Origin of the sequence: Brevundimonas sp., from assembly GCF_051858995.1 — a bacterium.
Classification (GTDB): domain Bacteria; phylum Pseudomonadota; class Alphaproteobacteria; order Caulobacterales; family Caulobacteraceae; genus Brevundimonas.
The window spans coordinates 1-19,182 of record NZ_JBHYGN010000002.1; the positions used below are offsets into that span (position 1 = coordinate 1).

At 68.1% G+C, this 19,182-nt stretch carries 18 protein-coding genes and 1 pseudogene; 4 read left to right on the forward strand and 15 right to left on the reverse strand.

Going from position 1 to position 19,182, the window contains the following annotated elements:
- Positions 1 to 72: 72 nt before the first annotated feature.
- The 11 genes and pseudogenes from ACTIEF_RS02715 to ACTIEF_RS02765 form a co-directional block, all read right to left on the reverse strand.
- Positions 73 to 621, reverse strand: a complete 549-nt coding sequence (locus ACTIEF_RS02715) for a TIGR00645 family protein (protein WP_439470661.1) — start codon at positions 619 to 621, stop codon at positions 73 to 75.
- Between the two features lie 2 nt (positions 622 to 623).
- Positions 624 to 3,032: a phenylalanine--tRNA ligase subunit beta gene (pheT, locus tag ACTIEF_RS02720; RefSeq protein ID WP_439470662.1), complete on the reverse strand. Its 2,409-nt coding sequence runs from the start codon at positions 3,030 to 3,032 to the stop codon at positions 624 to 626.
- Positions 3,029 to 3,451, reverse strand: a complete 423-nt coding sequence (locus tag ACTIEF_RS02725; RefSeq protein ID WP_439470663.1) for a hypothetical protein — start codon at positions 3,449 to 3,451, stop codon at positions 3,029 to 3,031. The genes pheT and ACTIEF_RS02725 overlap by 4 nt, the downstream gene beginning before the upstream one ends.
- A gap of 20 nt (positions 3,452 to 3,471) precedes the next feature.
- Positions 3,472 to 4,548, reverse strand: coding sequence for a phenylalanine--tRNA ligase subunit alpha (gene pheS, locus ACTIEF_RS02730; RefSeq protein ID WP_439470664.1), 1,077 nt, complete (start codon positions 4,546 to 4,548; stop codon positions 3,472 to 3,474).
- A 64-nt stretch (positions 4,549 to 4,612) separates the two neighbouring features.
- Positions 4,613 to 6,604, reverse strand: a complete 1,992-nt coding sequence (locus ACTIEF_RS02735; protein ID WP_439470665.1) for an alpha/beta hydrolase family protein — start codon at positions 6,602 to 6,604, stop codon at positions 4,613 to 4,615.
- Between the two features lie 100 nt (positions 6,605 to 6,704).
- The gene (locus ACTIEF_RS02740; protein WP_439470666.1) at positions 6,705 to 7,646 is read right to left on the reverse strand and encodes a polysaccharide deacetylase family protein; all 942 of its coding nucleotides are present in this window, start codon (positions 7,644 to 7,646) and stop codon (positions 6,705 to 6,707) included.
- A 91-nt stretch (positions 7,647 to 7,737) separates the two neighbouring features.
- The gene (gene rplT / locus ACTIEF_RS02745) at positions 7,738 to 8,097 is read right to left on the reverse strand and encodes a 50S ribosomal protein L20 (protein ID WP_439470667.1); all 360 of its coding nucleotides are present in this window, start codon (positions 8,095 to 8,097) and stop codon (positions 7,738 to 7,740) included.
- 126 nt (positions 8,098 to 8,223) lie between these two features.
- Positions 8,224 to 8,421, reverse strand: a complete 198-nt coding sequence (rpmI, locus tag ACTIEF_RS02750; protein ID WP_003166435.1) for a 50S ribosomal protein L35 — start codon at positions 8,419 to 8,421, stop codon at positions 8,224 to 8,226.
- A gap of 155 nt (positions 8,422 to 8,576) precedes the next feature.
- Positions 8,577 to 9,869: pseudogene (locus ACTIEF_RS02755) on the reverse strand (MFS transporter); the annotation flags it as partial.
- Positions 9,870 to 9,961: 92 nt separating this feature from the next.
- Complete coding sequence (gene infC, locus ACTIEF_RS02760; protein ID WP_439470668.1) at positions 9,962 to 10,483, reverse strand: translation initiation factor IF-3; 522 nt, start codon at positions 10,481 to 10,483, stop codon at positions 9,962 to 9,964.
- Positions 10,484 to 10,609: 126 nt separating this feature from the next.
- A complete protein-coding gene (locus ACTIEF_RS02765; RefSeq protein ID WP_439470669.1) occupies positions 10,610 to 11,575 on the reverse strand; it encodes a glycosyltransferase family 9 protein in 966 nt (321 codons plus the stop codon).
- 71 nt (positions 11,576 to 11,646) lie between these two features.
- On the opposite strand from ACTIEF_RS02765, the gene ACTIEF_RS02770 reads away from it, so the two are divergent.
- Genes ACTIEF_RS02770 through ACTIEF_RS02780 form a run of 3 tightly spaced genes read left to right on the forward strand, consistent with a single transcriptional unit; the run spans position 11,647 to position 12,888 of the window.
- Positions 11,647 to 12,405, forward strand: coding sequence for an alpha/beta fold hydrolase (locus ACTIEF_RS02770; RefSeq protein WP_439470670.1), 759 nt, complete (start codon positions 11,647 to 11,649; stop codon positions 12,403 to 12,405).
- 15 nt (positions 12,406 to 12,420) lie between these two features.
- Positions 12,421 to 12,648, forward strand: a complete 228-nt coding sequence (locus tag ACTIEF_RS02775; RefSeq protein ID WP_439470671.1) for a hypothetical protein — start codon at positions 12,421 to 12,423, stop codon at positions 12,646 to 12,648.
- 3 nt (positions 12,649 to 12,651) lie between these two features.
- Positions 12,652 to 12,888 (forward strand): hypothetical protein, encoded by a 237-nt coding sequence (locus ACTIEF_RS02780; RefSeq protein ID WP_439470672.1) that lies wholly within the window; start codon positions 12,652 to 12,654, stop codon positions 12,886 to 12,888.
- Here ACTIEF_RS02780 and galU read toward each other — a convergent pair.
- Together galU and glmS are read right to left on the reverse strand one after the other, a co-directional pair.
- On the reverse strand, positions 12,872 to 13,750 hold the full coding sequence (gene galU / locus ACTIEF_RS02785; protein WP_439470673.1) for a UTP--glucose-1-phosphate uridylyltransferase GalU: 879 nt from the start codon (positions 13,748 to 13,750) through the stop codon (positions 12,872 to 12,874). The two genes, ACTIEF_RS02780 and galU, sit on opposite strands and share 17 nt — an antisense overlap.
- Before the next feature lie 55 nt (positions 13,751 to 13,805).
- The gene (gene glmS, locus ACTIEF_RS02790; protein WP_439470674.1) at positions 13,806 to 15,620 is read right to left on the reverse strand and encodes a glutamine--fructose-6-phosphate transaminase (isomerizing); all 1,815 of its coding nucleotides are present in this window, start codon (positions 15,618 to 15,620) and stop codon (positions 13,806 to 13,808) included.
- 167 nt (positions 15,621 to 15,787) lie between these two features.
- On the opposite strand from glmS, the gene glmM reads away from it, so the two are divergent.
- Positions 15,788 to 17,137, forward strand: coding sequence for a phosphoglucosamine mutase (gene glmM / locus ACTIEF_RS02795; RefSeq protein ID WP_439470675.1), 1,350 nt, complete (start codon positions 15,788 to 15,790; stop codon positions 17,135 to 17,137).
- On the opposite strand, the gene ACTIEF_RS02800 is transcribed toward glmM, so the two are convergent.
- Both ACTIEF_RS02800 and ACTIEF_RS02805 read right to left on the reverse strand, forming a co-directional pair.
- Complete coding sequence (locus ACTIEF_RS02800) at positions 17,134 to 17,856, reverse strand: ribonuclease T2 family protein (RefSeq protein WP_439470676.1); 723 nt, start codon at positions 17,854 to 17,856, stop codon at positions 17,134 to 17,136. The genes glmM and ACTIEF_RS02800 overlap by 4 nt on opposite strands.
- The gene (locus tag ACTIEF_RS02805) at positions 17,853 to 19,172 is read right to left on the reverse strand and encodes an FAD/NAD(P)-binding protein (protein ID WP_439470677.1); all 1,320 of its coding nucleotides are present in this window, start codon (positions 19,170 to 19,172) and stop codon (positions 17,853 to 17,855) included. The genes ACTIEF_RS02800 and ACTIEF_RS02805 overlap by 4 nt, the downstream gene beginning before the upstream one ends.
- Positions 19,173 to 19,182 lie beyond the last annotated feature (10 nt).

Sequence of the window (19,182 nt, forward strand, 5' to 3'; positions counted from 1 at the left end):
GCCACTAGCCACTAGCCACTAGCCACTAGCCACTAGCCACTAGCCACTAGCCACGGGGGCGCGATGCGCCCGCTAATGCTTGTCCGTCTTCGACGTCAGCCAGTCCATCAGGGCCAGCAGGACGCCCGAGGCCACGAAGGTCAGGTGGATGATGACGCCCCACATGGCTTCGACCTGGTTCAGCTCGTAGCCGGTCTTGCCGATGTTCATGAAGGTCTTGAGCAGCTGGATGCCCGAGATCGCCACGATGGAGGCGATCAGCTTCATCTTCAGACCCGAGAAGTCGACGGTGCCCATCCACGGCGGCCGGTCGGCCTCGCCGTCCAGATCCAGCTTGGAGACGAAATTCTCATAGCCGGAGAACATCACGATCAGCAGCAGATTGCCCGCCAGCGACAGGTCCACCAGCGTCAGCACGGCCAGGATGGCGTCGTTGGAGCTGAGCCCCGCCCCCGGAGCCATCATGAAGGCCTTGGGGACGTAGTAGAACAGGTCGCGCAGGAAGACCGCCAGCAGCATCAGCAGCGCCAGCGCCAGGCCCGCATAGAAGGGGGCCATCAGCCAGCGCGACTGGAACAGCAGGCGTTCGAAAGCCGTCTCGAGGCGAGGCTTGATCCCCATCGTCAGGCCCTCAGCGCCGCCCCGAGCTTGCTCGCCGCCGCCACGATCTTCGTCGAGACGGCCTCGATCTCGGCGTCGGTCAGCGTCGCCTCGACCGGCTGGAGTTCGACCTCCAGCGCGACCGACTTGAAGCCGTCGTCCACGCCCTTGCCGCGATAGACGTCGAACACCCGGACGTCGCGGATCAGGGCCTTGTCGGCCCCGGCCACGGCGCGAACCAGATCACCGACCGCCTTGGCGTCCTCGACCACGAAGGCGAAGTCGCGGGTCAGGGGCTGCAGGGCGGACAGCTCGGCCTTGCCGCGCGTCTTTGACTTGGCGCCGCGCGGCTCGGGAACCGCGTCCAGCACGATCTCGAAGGCCAGCATCGGGGCGTCGGCGTCCAGCGCCTTCAGCACGCGCGGGTGCAGGGCGCCGAACTCGACCATGATGTTCTTCGGACCCAGCTGCAGGCGGGCCGAGCGGCCTGGATGCCACCAGTCGCGGTTCTGACCCTGCACCAGCTGCAGCGACGCCGTCGGGGCGCCCAGCTGGTCCAGCAGGGCGATCAGGTCGCCCTTCAGCGCGAACAGGGCGTCCTCGGGCGTACCGCCCCAGTGACGGGCCGAACGCGGAGCCACCAGACCGGCGATGACGGTGCGCTGGCCGTTCGGCTGGTCGTCCAGATAGATCGGGCCGATTTCGAACAGGGCCGCATCGGCGTGGCCGCGCGCGGCGTTGCGCGCCGCCGCCTGGATCAGGTTCGGCAGGGCCGAGGGCCGCATGCAGTCCAGATCGGCCGCGATGGGGTTCTCGACCACCAGCCTTTCGTCGCCGCCGCCGAACAGGGTGGCGATCGACTGCTTGGTGAAGGACCAGGTGACGGCCTCGGCATAGCCCATGGCGGCCAGCGCCCGGCGGGCCAGACGCACGCGCGCCTGACGCGGGTTCAGCACCCCCTTCGACGGCGCGCCCTGATCGGGCAGGGGAGTCGAGGGCAGTTGGTCGAAGCCCTCGATGCGGGCGACCTCTTCCACCAGATCGGCGGGGCCGTCCACGTCACGACGCCACGACGGCGGGGTCACCGACCACGAGGCGCCGCGCTCGACATCGAAGCCGAGGGCGGTGAGGATTTCAGCGATCCGGTCCTCACTCAGCGACAGGCCGGTCAGGGCGCCAACGCGGGCCGGGTCGAAGGCGAAGGCGGTCGGGACGGCCGGAGCCTGTCCGGCGACCACGACCTCCGACGGCTCGCCGCCGCACAGATCGAGGATCAGCTTGGTCGCCAGTTCGATGCCGGGGACCAGCGAGGCCGTGTCCACGCCGCGCGCGAACCGGTACTGGGCGTCCGAGTTCAGCGACAGGGCGCGGCCCATCTGGGCGATCAGGATCGGGTCGAACCAGGCGCATTCGACGAAGACGTCGACCGTCTCGTCCGAACAGCCGGTGCTCTCGCCGCCCATGACGCCACCCAGACCGATGGGGCGCTCGCCTGCGGCGTCGGAGATGACGCACATCGAGGGGTCGACCGTGTAGGTCTTGCCGTCCAGCGCGATCAGATGCTCGTGCTCGCCCGTGTCCTTGGCCACCTGACCGGCTCGAACGATGATCTCGGTCCCCGACAGCTTGGCGATGTCATAGACGTGCAGCGGGCGGGCGCGGTCGTAGGAGATCAGGTTGGTCACATCGACCAGCCGGTTGATCGAGCGCAGGCCGATGGCTTCCAGGCGGCGCTTCAGCCACTCGGGCGACGGGCCGTTCTTCACGCCACGAATGGTTCGGCCGGCGAAGACCGGGCACATCTCCGGCGCCTCGAGACGCACCGTGATCGGCGAGGCGAAGCTGCCGGCGACCGGTTCGATGGCCGGGGTCTTCAGCGTGCCCAGACCGGCGGCGGCCAAGTCGCGAGCGATGCCCGCCACGCCCAGCCAGTCGGGGCGGTTCGGGGTGACTTCGAAGTCGATGACCGGCTCGGCGCCGAACACGCCCGCGGCGGGCTCGCCCACCTTCAGGCTGTCATCCAGCTCCAGAATGCCGTCGCTCTCGTCGGCCAGCTCCAGCTCGGCGCCCGAGCACAGCATGCCGTTCGAGACCACGCCGCGCACCGGCTTCTCGACCAGGGTCACGCCCAGGCCCGGCACATAGGCGCCGATCGGGGCATAGATGGTGGTCAGGCCCGCGCGCGCGTTCGGGGCGCCGCAGACGATTTCCTTCATCCCGTCGACGGTCTCGACCTGACAGACCTGCAGGCGGTCGGCGTTGGGATGGCGCTCGGCCGAGATGATCTTGGCGACCGTGAAGGGGGCGAGGGCCGCGATCGGGTCGTGGACGTCCTCGACCTCGAGGCCGGCCATGGTCATGGCCTCGGCCACGGCGGCGGCGTCCGCCTCCGTGTCCAGATGGTCCTTCAGCCAGGAGAGGGTGAACTTCACGAAGCGGTCCCGGGGATCTGGTCGGTCAGGTTCGACACGCCCGCCTGCAGTTGCTCCAGCAGCTCCGGCGAACCAGTGTAGCCGACCTGGGCGAAGCGGCAGCGCACGAAGGTGCAGTTCGACATGCCGATCACGCCCGCCATCTTCTCGCCCATCGGCGTGAAGAGCAGGTTCCGCGTGTCGGTGGTCGTGCCCATGGCGCAGGAATCGAAGGTGGTGCCGTTCATCACGGCGATCACGCCCGGTCCCTCGATCAGGCAGTCCGTGAAGGTCTTGCCCTCAATGGCCATCTTGCCGGCGTTCCAGTGCTGGACCGCCATGGCGGGCAGCCAGATGGCTTCCTTCTCGAAGCGGTCGCGGCCGACCCAGTCCTGGCGGGTCTGGCTGTCGAGGGGCTGAGTCACGGGGATGTCGGTCATGGTCGTCTCTTCAATCGAAATCAGCTGAGGCCGCTGGCCGGGTTCGGCGCGGCGAAGGCGGAGAAGCCGTAGTGGGCCAGCCACCGGGTATCGGCCTCGAACATGGGGCGCAGGTCCGAGATGCCGTACTTCAGCATCGCCAGACGATCGACGCCCATGCCGAAGGCGAAGCCCTGATATTCGTCCGGATCGATGCCGCAGTTGCGTAGCACATTGGGGTGCACCATCCCGCAGCCGAGGATCTCCATCCAGCTGTCGCCGGTGTTCAGCTTCAGCTCGCCGCCCGAGCGGTCGCAACGGATGTCCATCTCCGCCGACGGCTCGGTGAAGGGGAAGTGGTGTGGGCGGAAGCGGGCGTCGACGCCGTCCAGCTCGAAGAACCGGGCGACGAAGGTCTCCAGGGTCCACTTCAGGTGGCCCATGTGGATGCCCTTGTCGATCACCAGACCTTCGACCTGATGGAACATCGGGGTGTGGGTGGCGTCCGAGTCCTTCCGGAAGGTCCGGCCGGGCGCAATGATCCGGATCGGCGGCTTCTGGCTCATCATGGTCCGCACCTGCACCGGGCTGGTGTGGGTGCGCAGGACCTTGCGCTCGCCCGTTTCCGGGTCGGGCTTGAGGAAGAAGGTGTCGTGCATCTCCCGCGCCGGGTGCTTGGGCGGGAAGTTCAGGGCCGTGAAGTTGTGGAAGTCGTCCTCGACGTCCGGACCCTCGGCGACCGCGAAGCCCATGTCGGCGAAGATGGCGATCATCTCGTCCATCACCTGCATGGTCGGGTGCACGCTGCCGGCGCGGCGCGGGCGCGGCGGCAGGGTCAGATCGACGTGCTCGGCCTTCAGCCGGGCGTCCAGTTCGGCGGCCTCCAGCTCAGCCTTGCGGGCCGCCAGGGCGGATTGCACGCGGTCGCGCAGGCCGTTGATCTTCGGGCCTTGCTCGCGGCGTTCGTCAGGGCTCATCGCGCCCATGCCTTTGAGCAGGCCGGAGATGGAGCCGGACTTGCCGAGCGCGGCGACGCGGATGTCTTCGACCGCCGCGGCGGTCTCCGCCGAGCCGATGGCGTTGATCAGGTCGAGTTCGAGTTGGGCGAGATCGGTCATGTCCCGCAGCATCTAGCGGGCGCGGGGCCTTTCGTCACCCCGCCCCGCCTGTTCATGCCGCCCGCTACTGCTGGTTCGCGGGATTATTCGTCTGGAGGAACCGCAGGGTCTCGGCCAGCATCCGCTGACGGGTGTCCGTGCGCGACAGCCAGTGATCCTCGCCTTCCAGTTCGATGAACTCGAAGGGCTTGTTGGCGCGCCGGAGGGCGTCGGCCATCAGGCGGCTTTGCACGATCGGCACCACTGAGTCGTCCTTGCCGTGGATCAGCAGGATCGGAGCGTCGGCCTGGGCCGCCAGGCGGGCGGGCGAACGTTCGTCCAGCGACCGGTCGCCCAGCCGCTCGGCGCCCATGAACCGGTTCCAGTAGCGGGTGGTGACGTTCTCGCGCCGGGCCCCTCGGGAGGCCTCGTCATCGACCATGGCCCGAAGGTCGGACACGCCCGCCACCGACACCGCGCAGCGATAGACGCCCCGGTCCAGCGTCGCGCCCGCCAGAGCCGCGTAGCCGCCGTAGCTGGCGCCCACGATGCACACCTTGGCCGGATCAATGACGCCTTCACCGGTCAACCAGCGCACGCCGTCGGACAGGTCGGTCTGCATCTTGCGGCCCCACTCGCCGTAGCCGGCCTCCATGAAGGCGTCGCCGTAACCGGTCGAGCCCCGGAAATTGGCCTGCAGCACCGCATAGCCTCGTGACGCCAGAGCCTGGGACCACCAGTCGAAGCCGCGGCTGTCATGCGAGGCCGGACCGCCGTGCGCCAGAACGACCAGCGGCAGGCCGCGCGGGTTCTCCACCCCCGGCGGGGTGGTCAGGAAGCCACGGATCTCCAGGCCATCGGCGGCTGCGTAGCTGATGGCGCGGACCGGCGCGACCTGGGCAGGGGTGACCGCCGCATAGGCGCCGCCCGCCGAGATCACGGTTCCCGCATCCAGATCGACGATGCTGTACGAGCCGGAATCCGCGCCGGTGTCGGTGAACACCACCGCCTTGCGCAGATCGTCGCTCCAGCTGACCAGAGCCGGTGATCGACCGGTGAAGGCGCGTTGCACATTGTCGGCCAGCGCGCGGGCCGCCGGATCCACGAAGCCGTAGACCCGGCCTTCGCCCGTGGAGCCCCTGGCCCCGATCAGGCGGTGGGTCACGGGATGGAAGACCAGAGCGTCCGCCGGGAACTCGAACCGGATCGGCCGCCACGCGCCCGTGGCCAGGTTCACATCGAAATATTCGGCGTCTTCCCGCCCGGGCTGGCTCAGGTCAGGGCGGTCAGCGGCAACGATGACGCTGTCGCCGTTGATGCCAAGACCGATCAGGGACGGGCGGTCGATCGGTGCAGGGGTCTCCCAGACCTTCCGGAAGCCGCCGCCCTGCCGCAGATGCAGGCTCCACATCTGGGAGCGCGGATCATATTCGGCGCGGGCGACCGACCGGCCGGTGGGATCGAGAAGATAGTCCGAGACATTGCGGCCCATCACTTCCGCCAGTGATCCGCGCCCGGTGCGCAGGTCGATGCGGAAAAGGTCCAGACGCTCAGGGTTCTCGAAGGCGTAGGCGCGCACGAGGATCTGAGGGTCCGCGCCCTGGACCAGTTCGGCGGGGCTAAACAGCACCGGGAAGACCCCACGGGTGTCCTTCAACACCTCGATGATCCTGTTGCGTGACGTGTCGTAGATCTGGCTGGTGAAGAACTCGCCGCGGACGATGCCCCACTGCGGGATGTCCTCGGTCTTGGAGGTGGTCATCAGGACCCGGGTCTCGTCGATCCATTCCATATCCCGGACCTTGGCCGAGCCGACGCCGGCGCCGCCGACCTGCTCCCGGGTCGCGAGGTCGAGCAGGACCAGGGTGCGCTCCTCGCCGGAGACGGTGATGAAGGCGAGGCGTTGGCCCGAGGGCGACAGGGTCACCATCTCGAGGGAGGGCAGCGCTCCGTAGGCCGCCAGCGGCGCTGGAGCCGACGCGTTCTGGGCGCTCGCCATGGACGGGACCGTTCCGCCGGCGACTGTCGCGGCCAGAAGGATGGCGGCCAGACCGGCACCTTGCATCAGACGTTTCATGTAATCCCCCTCGATCACTGGGGGATTAGTCACCGGGCGCGGGCCAATCTTCAAGTGGTTTAAGCCCCGGGTCGCAGCTTTCGCGCGTCCCGCGTTCGGCCTACAGCGCGGCGTAGGCGTCCGTGATCCACTTCGGCGGTTCCGGCTCCCAGCGGATCGGACGGCCGTCGGTCGAGGTCCAGCGATGGAGCCACGAGATCCCGGCGGCGCGCACATAGTCGTCTGCATGGGCGTAGATCGGGTCCTGCAGGGCCTCGCCCAGCGACACGAAGCGATAGCCGCGCGCCAGATACAGGGCGTGGATCTGCGGATACCAATCCTGGTTCAGACTGTTGGCGTGCAGCAGCAGCACCTGCGCCGGCTCGCGCCCGCCCGTCAGTTCGGCGCTGTAGGGCTCGAAATGGTTCAGCACCGTGGTCATGTGAGCCACATAGGCCTCGCCGATGCGGGTCTTCAGCGCCTCGTCTCCGGCGGCCTCGGCCTGTCGATAGACGGCGGCGAACATCCAGTCGTTGTTGTCGATGGTCACCGGGGCGACGTCATAGCCGCGCTCGGCCAGACCGGCGGCCATGGCGGCCTTCTTCTCGGGGGTGTCGCCGGTGAACAGATAGGGGTGTCGGAACCAGTGCAGCCGCTGTCCTCGCGCCTTCAGCACCTGCCGGGTGATCACCGCGCCCTGATCGGCGTCGGCCAGCCAAGCCTCGGCGGTCGTCCGATGCACGTTGATGTGGCTGAAGGTGTGGTTGCCCAGCTCCAGCCCCGCGTCCAGCCAGACGTTCAGGATGCGCGGCAGCAGGTCCGCCCGCTGCGCTTCACAGACCTTGCCTTCGTTGACGAAGACGGCCGCCCTGGTGTCCAGCGGGCGCAGCATGTCCACGAACCGGGTGGTCAGGGCCATGGAGGCTTCGGGATCGCACAGGATGGCGTCCGCCGCCTGATAGGGCAGGTCGTCGAAGGTGACGGCGACGGCCCTCTGCTGGGCCATTGCGGGGGCCGCGAAGAGAGCGAGGACGGCGAAGGTGCTAAACAGGGCGCGGATCATGCGCCGACCCTAGCTGTAGATCGCGCAGACGAAAACGCCCGCCCCGGACGAACCAGAGCGGGCGTATTTCAATCGGTCAGATCAGAAGGGCTTAGGCGGCCTTCAGAGCGTCACGGACCTTGTCGGCGATCGCCTTGAAGGCGGTTTCGTCGGCGGCCATGGCAGCCAGGACCTTGCGGTCCAGTTCGATGCCGGCTTCGCCGAGACCGTGGATGAACTGCGAGTAGGTGAAGCCTTCGATGCGGGCCGCGGCGTTGATGCGCTGGATCCACAGGGCGCGGAAGTTGCGCTTCTTGGTGCGGCGGTCGCGGTAGGCGTACTGGCCGGCGCGATCCACGGCGGCCTTGGCGGTGCGGATGGTGTTCTTGCGGCGGCCGTAGAAGCCCTTGGCCTGCTTCAGAACCTTCTTGTGCTTGGCGTGGGACGTAACGCCCCGGGTAACGCGAGCCATGATGTTTCTCTTTTTCGGTGGCCCCTATCGCGCGCCGCCCAATCTCTCCTGGAGGGGCGGCTTGCTGCTTGAGGGGCTCAGTTCAAATTCAGATGCGTGGGATGATCAGTCTGCTGCGTGCGCCGATCAGGCGTACGGCATGTAGGACTTGATCTTCTTGGCGTCGGCGTCGGCCATGACCGAAGTGCCGCGGTTTTGGCGGATGTACTTCGAGTTGTGGCTGATCAGGCGGTGGCGCTTACCGGCGACGCCGGCCTTGACCTTGCCCGTGGCGGTGAATTTGAAGCGCTTCTTGGCGCCCGACTTCGTCTTCAGCTTCGGCATTTTCACTCTCTCATTTTGAGTGGGCTACCGCCTGTCGACTGCTTGAGCCGGCGGGTGGTGACCCTGATTAAGAACCGCCCAGGCATGCCTGTTCGCCCGGCGGTTCGGTACGCGAAGGCGCGGCTTCTAGTCGAAGCGGGCGCGTGAGTCCAGCGTCAGGCCGGATTTCCTGTCGCCGCGTCGGCCTGGGTCCGGCGCCAGACACGCCCGGCGTTGATCGCCATGATCGCCGCCGGGACAGTCAGGGCCGCGCCTATCAGGAAGGGCCAGTCGTGGCCGACGCTCGAGAACAGGGCGCCCGCCGCCATCGGGCCGAAGATACGGGCGATGGAGCCCGAGGCCATGTTCAGGCCCAGCATCGCGCCCTGCCGATCGGGCGGGGTCGAACGGCTGATCAGGGCCGAGACATTGGGCATGGCCATCGACATTCCGCAGGCCCCTACCGCCATGATGATCGGAATGATCCAGCCCTGCAGGATGGGCAGGCTCCAGCTTCCGATGTTCAGCGAGGTGGTGGGGAACCAGTCGACCGGCGCCACGACCTGCGCCACCAGCGAGGCCCCGAACAGCAGCATGCCGGTGGCCAGCACCGGCGCCTCGCCGAACCGCCTGGCCAGCCGTCCGGCGAAGAAGCCCTGGTTCAGTGTCGAGACGATGCCCACGATCATGAAGCTGAGGCCCACTTCCCTGGCGCCCCAGCTGTAGCGGTCCTCGGCCCACAAACCGAACACGCTCTCCATCGCCGAGAAGCCGGCCATGTAGATCAGGGTCACGATCAGGACGCGCGAGACGACCGGATTGGCGCGGGCGTCATGCAGGCCGGACAGGAAGGGGGCGCGAGGCGCGGCGGGATCAGCCTTGGCGCGGCTCTCGCGCAGGAAGATCACCACCCCGACGGCGGCCAGGGCGGCCAGGCCGGAGGCCAGGAAGATGGGCAGCTGGAAGCCGATGTGGCCCAACTGGGGCTGGGTCACCAGCCCGCCCAGGCCGGGCCCGACGATGAAGCCCAGGCCGAAGGCGGCGCCGATCAGGCCCATCCGCCCGGCGCGTTGTTCGGGCGGGGTCACGTCGGCCACATAGCCCTGAACCGTCGAGATATTGCCCGCGCCCAGACCGGTGAACAGGCGGATGGCGATGGCCAGCCAGATGTTCGGCACGAAGGCCAGAGCCAGATAGCCCACGGCATTGGCGACCAGGGTGACCAGAAGCACCGGCTTGCGTCCGATCCGGTCCGACAGGCGCCCCCAGAACGGCTCGGCGAAGAACTGGCCCAGCGAATAGGCCGAGAACATCAGGGTGATCTGCCAGGCCTCGGCGTTCAGGCTCTGGGCGAAGAAGGGCAGCAGCGGCACGACCAGGCCGAACCCAACCAGATTGATGAACACCACGGCGAACAGCACGGCCAGCGCGGGGGCCTGGGGACGCAGGGCGGAGGTGTCCGTCATGGGGTGTCTTTCGGAGGCTCTGACCTTCGGCCTCTAAAGCAAAACGCCCCGGTCGTCTCCGACCGGGGCGCTTCGATATCGGATCGATCCGACGCCTATTTCGGCGCCAGGATCATGATCATCTGGCGGCCTTCCATACGCGGGGCGTATTCGACCTTGGCCACTTCGTCGAAGTCGGCCTGGACCTTGTTGAGCAGCTTCATGCCCAGTTCCGGGTGCGCCATTTCACGACCGCGGAAGCGCAGGGTGACCTTCACCTTGTCGCCCTCGTCGAAGAAGCGGTGCATGGCCTTGGCCTTCACCTCATAGTCGTGGGTGTCGATGTTCGGACGGAGCTTGATCTCTTTCAGCTCGACGATCTTCTGGCGCTTGCGCGCCTCCGCTTTCTTCTTCTGCTCCTGGAAGCGATGCTTGCCGTAATCCAGGATCTTGCAGACCGGGGCGTCGGCGTTGGCGACGATCTGGACCAGATCCAGACCCGCCTCCTCGGCGGCCTCCAGCGCGGCCGACAGCGGCATCACACCCTGCTTTTCGCCGTTCTGGTCAATGAGCAGAACGCGGGTGGCGCGGATTTCCTGGTTGATAGGCGGCCCGTCTTTCACGGGCGGCGTTTGCATCGGACGGCGAATGGGCGTCGTTTCCTTATGTGGTCGAAGACGTTCGTTATTCTGACAAGACGAAGCGCGCGATAAATCGCGGCGTTCCCCTCGGGTGGGCCTATATGAGCCTCAAACCCCGTATTTTCAAGGCGTGACGGGCTTCGGCGCCGCGATGAAGTCGGCGTGTAGCGCCAGTACCGCAGCGTAGACATGCTCGACCGTCAGGTCCTCGATCGGGGCGAACTGGCCACGGGTCTCGTTCGAGGCCACAGTGCGGGTCTTCGGGCCCCAGGGGCCGTACAGCCACCACTCGGTCGGGCCGAACAGGCCCAGCGTCGGCCCACCCAGAGCCGCCGAGACGTGCATCAGCCCGGAATCGTTGCCGACGAATAGATCGGCCCGGTCGATGGCGGCGGCCGAGGCCAGGATGTCGCCCTTGCCGACGAAGTCGATGCCGCGCTCGCCCGCCGCTTCCAGCGCCGGGGTCGCGGGCGGACGGTCGCCCGGCCCGCCCACGGGCATGAAACGCCAGCCGTCGAAGCGCGGATCGGCCCTCAGCTTCTCGACCAGCGCGCCCCAGCGGTCGGCGGGCCAGCTTTTGCCCGGCTGGTGGGCGATGGGGGCCAGGGCGATAATCGGGCCGGGCCCGGCACCGCCGGCCAGCTGCGGATCGATCACGGCAGCGGCTTCACGCCGGGCCTGATCGTCCAGCCATATTTCCGGATGCAGCGGCGTCTCCGAGCCCATCAGGCGCGACACCATCTCGACCTTGCGCAGGCCGGTCTCCCACGAGCGGTTGTAGACCACCCGCCGCCTGGCCGGGATCAGGTAGGACAGGGCCGAGCCGCGAATGTCGATGACCAGGTCCCAGCGCGTGCCGACCACCTGTTTCCAGAGGCCGAACCAGTGTCCGGCCATCTTCTTCTTGTCGAGGATGATGGTCCGCTCCACGCCGGGCGCATCGCGGAAGAAGGGGGCGGGCGGACGACCGCAGGCGACGGTGATTTTCGCGCCGGGAAGCTGACGACTGATCTCGCGGATCACCCCCGAGGAGATGACGCAGTCGCCGATCCGGTTGGAGGTGACGAACAGGACCTTGGGTTCGGACACGCTTTTGGGCCTTCGCTTGAACAGTCAGGGTTCGCTATCAGTCCCCGAACGTTTTCGCGAGAGGAACCGCCATGGACGATGTGGAACGCCTGAACCGCCCGGACGGCGAGATCCTGGCCCTCAAGCGGGTTTCAGGGACCGGTCCGACCGTCATCTGGATCGGCGGCTTCCGCTCGGACATGGAAGGGACCAAGGCGCTGGCGCTCGACGCCGCCGCGCGCGAGCGGGGCTGGAACTACGTCCGCTACGACCATTTCGCCCACGGCGTCTCATCGGGCGACTGGCGTCAGGCCACCATCGGCCGCTGGCGCGAGGACGCCGTCGCCCTGATCGACAGAATTGAGGGGCCGGTCATTCCGGTCGGCTCGTCCATGGGCGGCTGGGTGGCCCTGCTGGCCGCCGTGGCCCGGCCCGAACGGATGGCCGGAGTGGTGCTGGTCAATCCGGCGCAGGACTTCACCGAGCGGCTGATGTGGCCGAGTCTGGCCGACCATATACGGCAGGCCATCCTGCGCGATGGCGAGGCCCTCATCACCGAAGAGGGGCTGGGCGACTATGTCCTGACCCATCGTATGTTCGAGGAGGCCCGGGACTGGCTGTTGCTGGATGGCGTCATCCCGATCACCGCGCCCGTCCATATCCTGCAGGGGCGTAAGGACGATGTCGTGCCGTGGCGTCATCAGATCGAGCTGACCGAACGGCTTCAGGGCGGTGATGTGACGCTGGACCTGATCGTCGATGGGGATCATCGTCTGTCCACGCCCGCCGATCTTGATCGTCTGGTCGAGGCGGTCGAGCGGAACCGGGGTCAGGTCGCGACATTGTCCTGACCAGAGGAGAACGCCATGCGCACCCTGATTGTCTTCACCCCGATCCTGCTGGGGCTGGCTCTGTCGTCCTGTGCGACGGCCGGGACCGACACCTATGTCTCCGACGTCCAACGGTTGTCCGACGACTGCCGGGCGCGGGGCGGCATCCTGGCCCCGACCGGTAATCAGTCGGGCCGGGCGGCGACCGACAATGTCTGTGAAATTCGCGGCGCGACCGGCCGCGCCCCCAGCGGAGCGAACTGAGCCATGCGCATCCTGATCTTGACCGGCGTCGCCGCCCTGACCCTCTCCGCCTGCGCGTCCACCGGTGAACGCTCAGGCAGGTTCGGAGACACGACCGCCGAGCTGTCGGCGAAATGTCGGGAACGCGGCGGGATCCTGGTTCCGACCGGGCGACCGTCAACCGGCCGCCCTGAAGCGGACTACGCCTGCCAGCTCAACGGCGGCTCGCGTATTCCTTCGCCCGCTAGAGAAGCGCGGTAATCGCCTTCCGCGCGGCTTCGCCAAGGTCGGCGCGCTTCAGCGCCAAGGCGACGTTGGCGCGCAGCAGGCCGATCTTGTCGCCGCAGTCGTGGGTCACGCCCGCATACTCCACCGCCGTGAACGACTGGTCGGCCATCAGCCGGGCCATGCCGTCGGTCAGCTGGATCTCGCCGCCCGCGCCGCGTTCCTGCGTCTCGAGGATGTCGAAAATCTCCGGCTGCAGGATGTAGCGGCCCGAGATCGACAGGTTCGACGGAGCCGTGCCCTGGGCCGGCTTCTCGACCATGCCCCGCATATGGATGCGATTGCCCTGGCGACCGTCCGGATCGACGATGCCGTATTTGTGGGTCTCGCTCTCCGGCACCTGCTCTACGCCGATGACGTTGCCGCCGACCTCGGCGTAGACGTCGGCGAGCTGTTTCAGAGCGCCCGGCTGACCGTCTACGATCACGTCCGGCAGGATCACCGCGAACGGCTCGTCGCCGATGATGTCGCGGGCGCACCAGACAGCGTGGCCGAGGCCCTTGGGCTGCATCTGGCGGGTGAAGCTCATCTCGCCGGCGCTGGCCAGTTCGGCGTTCATCATCGCCAGAATCTCGGTCTTGCCCTTGGCCGCCAGCTGGGCCTCCAACTCGATCTGGTGGTCGAAATAGTCCTCGATGGCGCCTTTCGAGCGGCCGGTGACGAAGACGATGTGCTCGATGCCGGCCTCGCGGGCCTCTTCGACGATGTAGCTCAGGATCGGCCGGTCAACGACGTTCAGCAGTTCCTTGGGCGTGGTCTTGGTGCCGGGCAGAACGCGGGTGCCGAGGCCTGCGACGGGCAGCACGGCCTTGCGCAGGCGGCGGGTCTGGGTGGTCATGAACAGTCCTGATCAGAAGGGTCGGGGACCCTAACGCATTTCGAGAAGGAAGCGATCACTCGACGGTGACCGACTTCGCCAGATTGCGCGGCTGGTCCACATCGGTGCCCTTCTGGACGGCCGTATAATAGGCCAGCAGTTGCACCGGGATGGCGTAGATCAACGGCGCGATCAGCGAGTGACACTCGGGCGCATCGACCCGGCGGATGCCCGCGCCGTGGGGATCGGGGGCGGTCTTCGGGGCGATCATGATCACCGGGCCGCCGCGCGCGGCCACTTCCTGCAGGTTGGACGCGGTCTTTTCGAACACCTCGTCCAGCGGAGCCAGGGCCACGATGGGGGTCTTCTCGTCCACCAGGGCGATCGGGCCGTGCTTCAGCTCGCCGGCGGCATAGCCCTCGGCGTGGATGTAGCTGATCTCCTTCAGCTTCAGCGCGCCTTCCATGGCCAGCGGGAACATCGAGCCCCGGCCCAGGAACAGCACGTCGGTGGCCTTCGACAGGTCCAGGGCGACGGCCTTCAGGTCGGCCTCCATGCTCATCGCCTCGGCGATCAGGCGCGGGGCCTCGAATAGGGCCTTGACCAGTTCGGCCTCGGTGGCCGGATCGATGCGGCCGCGCTGGACGCCCGCCGAGACGGCCAGCGCCAGCAGGGCGGCGACCTGGGCGGTGAAGGCCTTGGTCGAGGCCACGCCGATTTCCGGTCCGGCATGGGTCGGCCACAGGGTCTCGGCCTCGCGCGCCATCGACGACGAATGGACATTGACCAGAGCTGCGGTCTTCAGCCCCTGCCCCTTGCACCAGGTCAGGCTGGCCAGGGTGTCGGCGGTCTCGCCCGACTGGCTGACGGCGACGGCCAGCGTGCCCTTGGTCAGGGCCGGGTGGCGATAGCGGAACTCCGAGGCGATCTCGACGTCGCAGGGCAGGCCCGCCAGCTTCTCGAACGCATAGCGGCCGATCTGGCCCGCGTAGAAGGCGGTGCCGCAGGCGACGATCTGCACCCGGTCGATGGCGGCGAAGTCTATCTCGTTGGCCTTGGCCTTGCCGTTCACGAAGTCGAGGTAGTGGCTCAGGGTGTGCTGGACGCTGTCCGGCTGCTCATGGATCTCCTTCTCCATGAAGTGCCGGTACTCGCCCTTCTCGACCAGGGCCGATGAGGCCGAGACCTGCACCACCGGGCGGTCCGCCGGGGCGCCCGAGGCGTCGAACATGCGCGCCCCGTCCCGGTCGATGGCGACGAAATCGCCCTCCTCCAGATAGCTGATCTTGGTCGTGAACGGGCCGACGGCCAGGGCGTCGGAGCCCAGATACATCTCGCCGTCGCCCCAGCCGACCACCAGCGGACTGCCGCGGCGGGCGCCCAGGATCAGGCCGTCCTCGCCCTCGATCAGCACCGCCAGCGCATAGGCGCCGGTCAGCCGGTCCAGCACGCGCTTGAAGGCGACCAGCGGGTCATTGGTCTTGGCCAGTTCGCTGTCCAGCAGGTGGGCGACCACCTCGGTGTCGGTCTGGCTCTCGAAGGCGTGCCCCTCGGCGACCAGTTCGGCCTTCAGCTCGGCGAAGTTCTCGATGATGCCGTTGTGGACCAGCGTCACCCGGCCCGCCTTGTGCGGGTGGGCGTTGGCGGTTGTCGGCGCGCCGTGAGTGGCCCAGCGGGTGTGGCCGATGCCGATGGTGGCGTCCAGCGGATCGGCGGCCAGCACGGCCTCCAGCTCGCGAATCTTGCCCTTGGCGCGGCGCCGTTCGATCTTGCCGTCGACCAGCGCGGCCACCCCGGCGGAGTCATAGCCCCGGTATTCCAGCCGCTTCAGACTGTCGATCAGACGGGGAACCGCCGGGCCGACGCCCGTCACGCCAATGATGCCGCACATGAAGAGAACCCTCGGAGAAATCGGAATTCCGCGCTTTGCACCTCGGCGCGGGAGGGTCTAAGCCGACCCTGACTGTCAGCGCCGATGTAGGCGACGACGATGTGGATTTGCACCTGAAAAGCGGTTTCGCAAGGTTACGTGCGCCGCCGAGCAAGGAAGACTGGACTTTGGCTGAACGACGCTACTTCGGCACCGACGGCATTCGCGGCCGCGCCAACACCCATCCGATGACGCCCGAAGTGGCGCTGCGCGTGGGTCTGGCGGCGGGGCGGATGTTCATGTCGTCGGACGACCGCCGCCATCTGGTGGTCATCGGCAAGGACACCCGCCTGTCGGGCTATATGATCGAACCGGCGCTGGTGGCGGGCTTCTCCTCGGCGGGGATGGACGTGCGCACCTTCGGCCCCCTGCCGACGCCGGGCGTGGCCATGATGACCCGCTCCATGCGCGCCGACATCGGGGTGATGATCTCGGCCTCGCACAACGCCTTCCTCGACAACGGCATCAAGCTGTTCGGCCCCGACGGTTACAAGCTGTCCGACGAGGTCGAGCTGAAGATCGAGTCGATGATGGACGAGGATCTGGGCGCCGGCCTGGCCCCCGCCGACCGCATCGGCCGCGTGAAACGCATCGACGACAGTCAGGCCCGCTATGTCGAGATCGCCAAGGCCAGCTTCCCCAAGGGGCTGACGCTCAAGGGTCTGCGCATCGCCGTCGATTGCGCCAACGGCGCCGGCTACAAGGTCGCCCCGACCACCCTCTATGAGCTCGGCGCCGATGTGATCGCCGTGGGGGTCGAGCCCAATGGCCTGAACATTAACGAGAACTGCGGCTCCACCCACCCCCGGACCCTGGTCGACGCGGTACGCACCCACCGCGCCGACATCGGCATCGCGCTGGATGGGGACGCGGACCGCGTCATCATCTGCGACGAGAAGGGCCAGATCGTCGACGGCGACCAGATCATGGCGCTGGTCGCGCTGGACTGGGCCCGTCGCGGTCTGCTGACCGGCGGCGGCCTGGTCGCCACCGTCATGTCCAACCTGGGTCTGGAACGCGCCCTGGTGGCTGAGGGCCTGACTCTGGAGCGCACCAAGGTCGGCGACCGCTACGTCATGGAGCGGATGCGCGAGGGCGGCTTCAACGTCGGCGGCGAGCAGTCGGGCCACATCATCCTGCATGACCACGCCACCACCGGCGACGGCCTGATGTCGGCGCTTCAGGTGCTGGCCGTCCTGGTCGAGAGCGGCCGTCCGATGAGCGAACTCGCCCGTCAGTTCGAGCCGGTCCCGCAACTGCTCGAGAACGTCCGCTTCACCGGCGGCAAGCCGCTGGAGGACGCGACCGTCAAGGCCGCCATCGCCGACGCCGAGGCCCGCCTGAAGGGGCAGGGCCGCCTGCTGGTCCGCCCCTCGGGCACCGAGAAACTGATCCGCGTCATGGCCGAAGGCGACGACGAGGCTCTGGTCAAGGCGGTCGTCGCCGATGTCTCGGCGGCGGTGAAGGCGGCGGGTTAAGACCGCACCGGCTCCACCGTCAGCACCGTCGCATCCGGCGCGCCGACCTCGCCGCCGGGGCAGGGGCGGGGGTTGAAGGACAGGTCGTTGCAGATGCGGATTTCGCGCAGTCGAACCCGGTCGCTGGTGGCGATATAGACGCTGTCGCGCGGCAGGCCCGGGTTGGCGGCCGCGAAGGCGTCGCGCAGCTGTCCGGCGGTCATCCCCTCGCGCGGCGTGGGCCGGGCCAGCTTGTCGTACATGGTCGCCGACTGGGCGAAATAGGCCTCGGGCGTGTCCCAGCCGCAGACGCCGTGCGCCGCCCACTCATGCTGAACCAGATCGACCGACGGCGTCCGGCACAGCTCCGCCCGGATGGTGGCGTCCGACACCCGCGTCGCCGCCCGGCAGAAGCGCGGATAGGGCCGCCCGTCCGAGTTCGGCCACAGCCCGTGCAGGGTCCAGCCGAACTTGTTCGGCCCGGAACAGGCCATGTCGCCCTGACCATCACCGCCCGCGCGGCAGGTCTCGGGCATCCAGGTCACCGCCAGCATGTGGAACAGGATCGGCCGGTCGGCGACCACCTCGTCCGGTCGCACGGTCTCCAGATGCGGCGCGGGCAGGCTGGTCGGCAGGATGCAGCTCTCGACCGCCATCGAAGTCGCGGTCGGCGTCGTCGCGACCGGCAAGTCACAGCTGGTCAGGGCCAGCAGGGGCAGGAGGGCGATCAGGCGTTTCATGCGGGCGTTTCCGTCAGCGTCTTCACCACATCCTCGATCCGTTTGCGGATGTCGGGCACGGCGATGGTTTCCCAGAAGGCGGCGCGGGCGGGCGGGCCCAGCACCAGCAGGCGCGGGTCCGGCGTCCCGTCCGCGCCCAGCACCCGCCCCTGTCCGTCCAGATCCAGCCCCAGCTTCAGCGCGTCCAGCCGCGCCCGGCCCGAGGCCAGCAGCGGCCCGGTCAGGGCGTCCTTGGCCGGATCATGCCCCGGTCCGGTGCAGTCGATCAGCCAGCGCGCCGTCAGCGGCGGCTGGGCCGGACCGCTGCGGGGCTTGAAGGTCAGGGTCACACCCTCGGCGTCCTGCTCGATCCGCGACACCCGTCCGGCGGTGACGGTCAGACGGCCCGCTGTCGTCAGCGCAGTCAGGGCGGCGGCGATGCTGTCGGCGATGCGGTGGCGGTGCACGTCCCACCAGGGGCGTAGGTGGCGCACCAGTCGCGCCCGGGTCGGGGTGTCGGCGTCGCGCCAAGCCTCGGCGGTGATCGGGCGCAGCCCCTCCATCACCCCGCGCCAGTTTCCGCTGTCCGACAGCCTGCGGGCCTCGTGCAGCCGCTTCGACGGGGTCTCGTGCAGCAGGGCGTCCGTGGGCGGAACCGGCGTATCGGGGCGGGCCTCGTGACCGCGCGGGGTCAGGCCCCGGCGCGACAGAGTCCTGGCCACGCCGCGCCAGCCGCGCGCCTCCAGCCACAGGACCATGTCGACCATGGTCAGGCCGGTGCCGACCACGATCACATCGTCGGTCTCGCCGATCCGGTCCAGCGCGCCGGGCGCCCAACCGTCCACGATCACCCGATCTTCCGCCGCGCCCGGAGCCGCCGTCTTCGGGGCAGGATTGCCGGTGGCCAGAACCACGGCGTCGCCAGTGATCGCCTGACCGTCCGCCAGCCGCACGGTGGTCCCCTCCACCGCCGCCGCCTCGCCGACGAGGCGGATGATCAGTCCCGGATGGGCCGCGTCCACGGCCTCGAGCCGGTCCTGCACATAGCGACCGTACCACTGCCGGGGCGCGAAACTCTCGGGATCGGCCTGCGTGGGATGATGGGCCTTCAGCCAGTCCACGAAGTCGTCAGGCCGCCCCTCGATAGCCGTCATCCGGTTGGCCCGCACGTTCAGCAGGTGGCCGTCGAAGGGCGTGGAATAGGCGACGCCCAGCCCGAACTGGCCGTTCCGGTCGATGATGGTCGAGGCGATTCCGCTCTCAGCCAGCCGGGCGGCCAGCATGGCGCCGGAATAGCCTCCGCCCACGATCACGACACGCTGGATGGTCCCCGTCACGACGCCTCCC

Excerpts from the sequence above, each read along its gene's own strand:
- ACTIEF_RS02715 (WP_439470661.1), bottom strand. The coding sequence starts at position 621 with ATGGGGATCAAGCCTCGCCTCGAGACGGCTTTCGAACGCCTGCTGTTC.
- ACTIEF_RS02725 (WP_439470663.1), bottom strand. The coding sequence starts at position 3,451 with ATGACCGACATCCCCGTGACTCAGCCCCTCGACAGCCAGACCCGCCAG.
- pheS (WP_439470664.1), bottom strand. The coding sequence starts at position 4,548 with ATGACCGATCTCGCCCAACTCGAACTCGACCTGATCAACGCCATCGGC.
- ACTIEF_RS02735 (WP_439470665.1), bottom strand. The coding sequence starts at position 6,604 with ATGAAACGTCTGATGCAAGGTGCCGGTCTGGCCGCCATCCTTCTGGCC.
- ACTIEF_RS02740 (WP_439470666.1), bottom strand. The coding sequence starts at position 7,646 with ATGATCCGCGCCCTGTTTAGCACCTTCGCCGTCCTCGCTCTCTTCGCG.
- rplT (WP_439470667.1), bottom strand. The coding sequence starts at position 8,097 with ATGGCTCGCGTTACCCGGGGCGTTACGTCCCACGCCAAGCACAAGAAG.
- rpmI (WP_003166435.1), bottom strand. The coding sequence starts at position 8,421 with ATGCCGAAGCTGAAGACGAAGTCGGGCGCCAAGAAGCGCTTCAAATTC.
- infC (WP_439470668.1), bottom strand. The coding sequence starts at position 10,483 with ATGCAAACGCCGCCCGTGAAAGACGGGCCGCCTATCAACCAGGAAATC.
- ACTIEF_RS02770 (WP_439470670.1), top strand. The coding sequence starts at position 11,647 with ATGGACGATGTGGAACGCCTGAACCGCCCGGACGGCGAGATCCTGGCC.
- ACTIEF_RS02775 (WP_439470671.1), top strand. The coding sequence starts at position 12,421 with ATGCGCACCCTGATTGTCTTCACCCCGATCCTGCTGGGGCTGGCTCTG.
- ACTIEF_RS02780 (WP_439470672.1), top strand. The coding sequence starts at position 12,652 with ATGCGCATCCTGATCTTGACCGGCGTCGCCGCCCTGACCCTCTCCGCC.
- galU (WP_439470673.1), bottom strand. The coding sequence starts at position 13,750 with ATGACCACCCAGACCCGCCGCCTGCGCAAGGCCGTGCTGCCCGTCGCA.
- glmS (WP_439470674.1), bottom strand. The coding sequence starts at position 15,620 with ATGTGCGGCATCATTGGCGTGACGGGCGTCGGCCCGGCGGTTCCCCGT.
- ACTIEF_RS02800 (WP_439470676.1), bottom strand. The coding sequence starts at position 17,856 with ATGAAACGCCTGATCGCCCTCCTGCCCCTGCTGGCCCTGACCAGCTGT.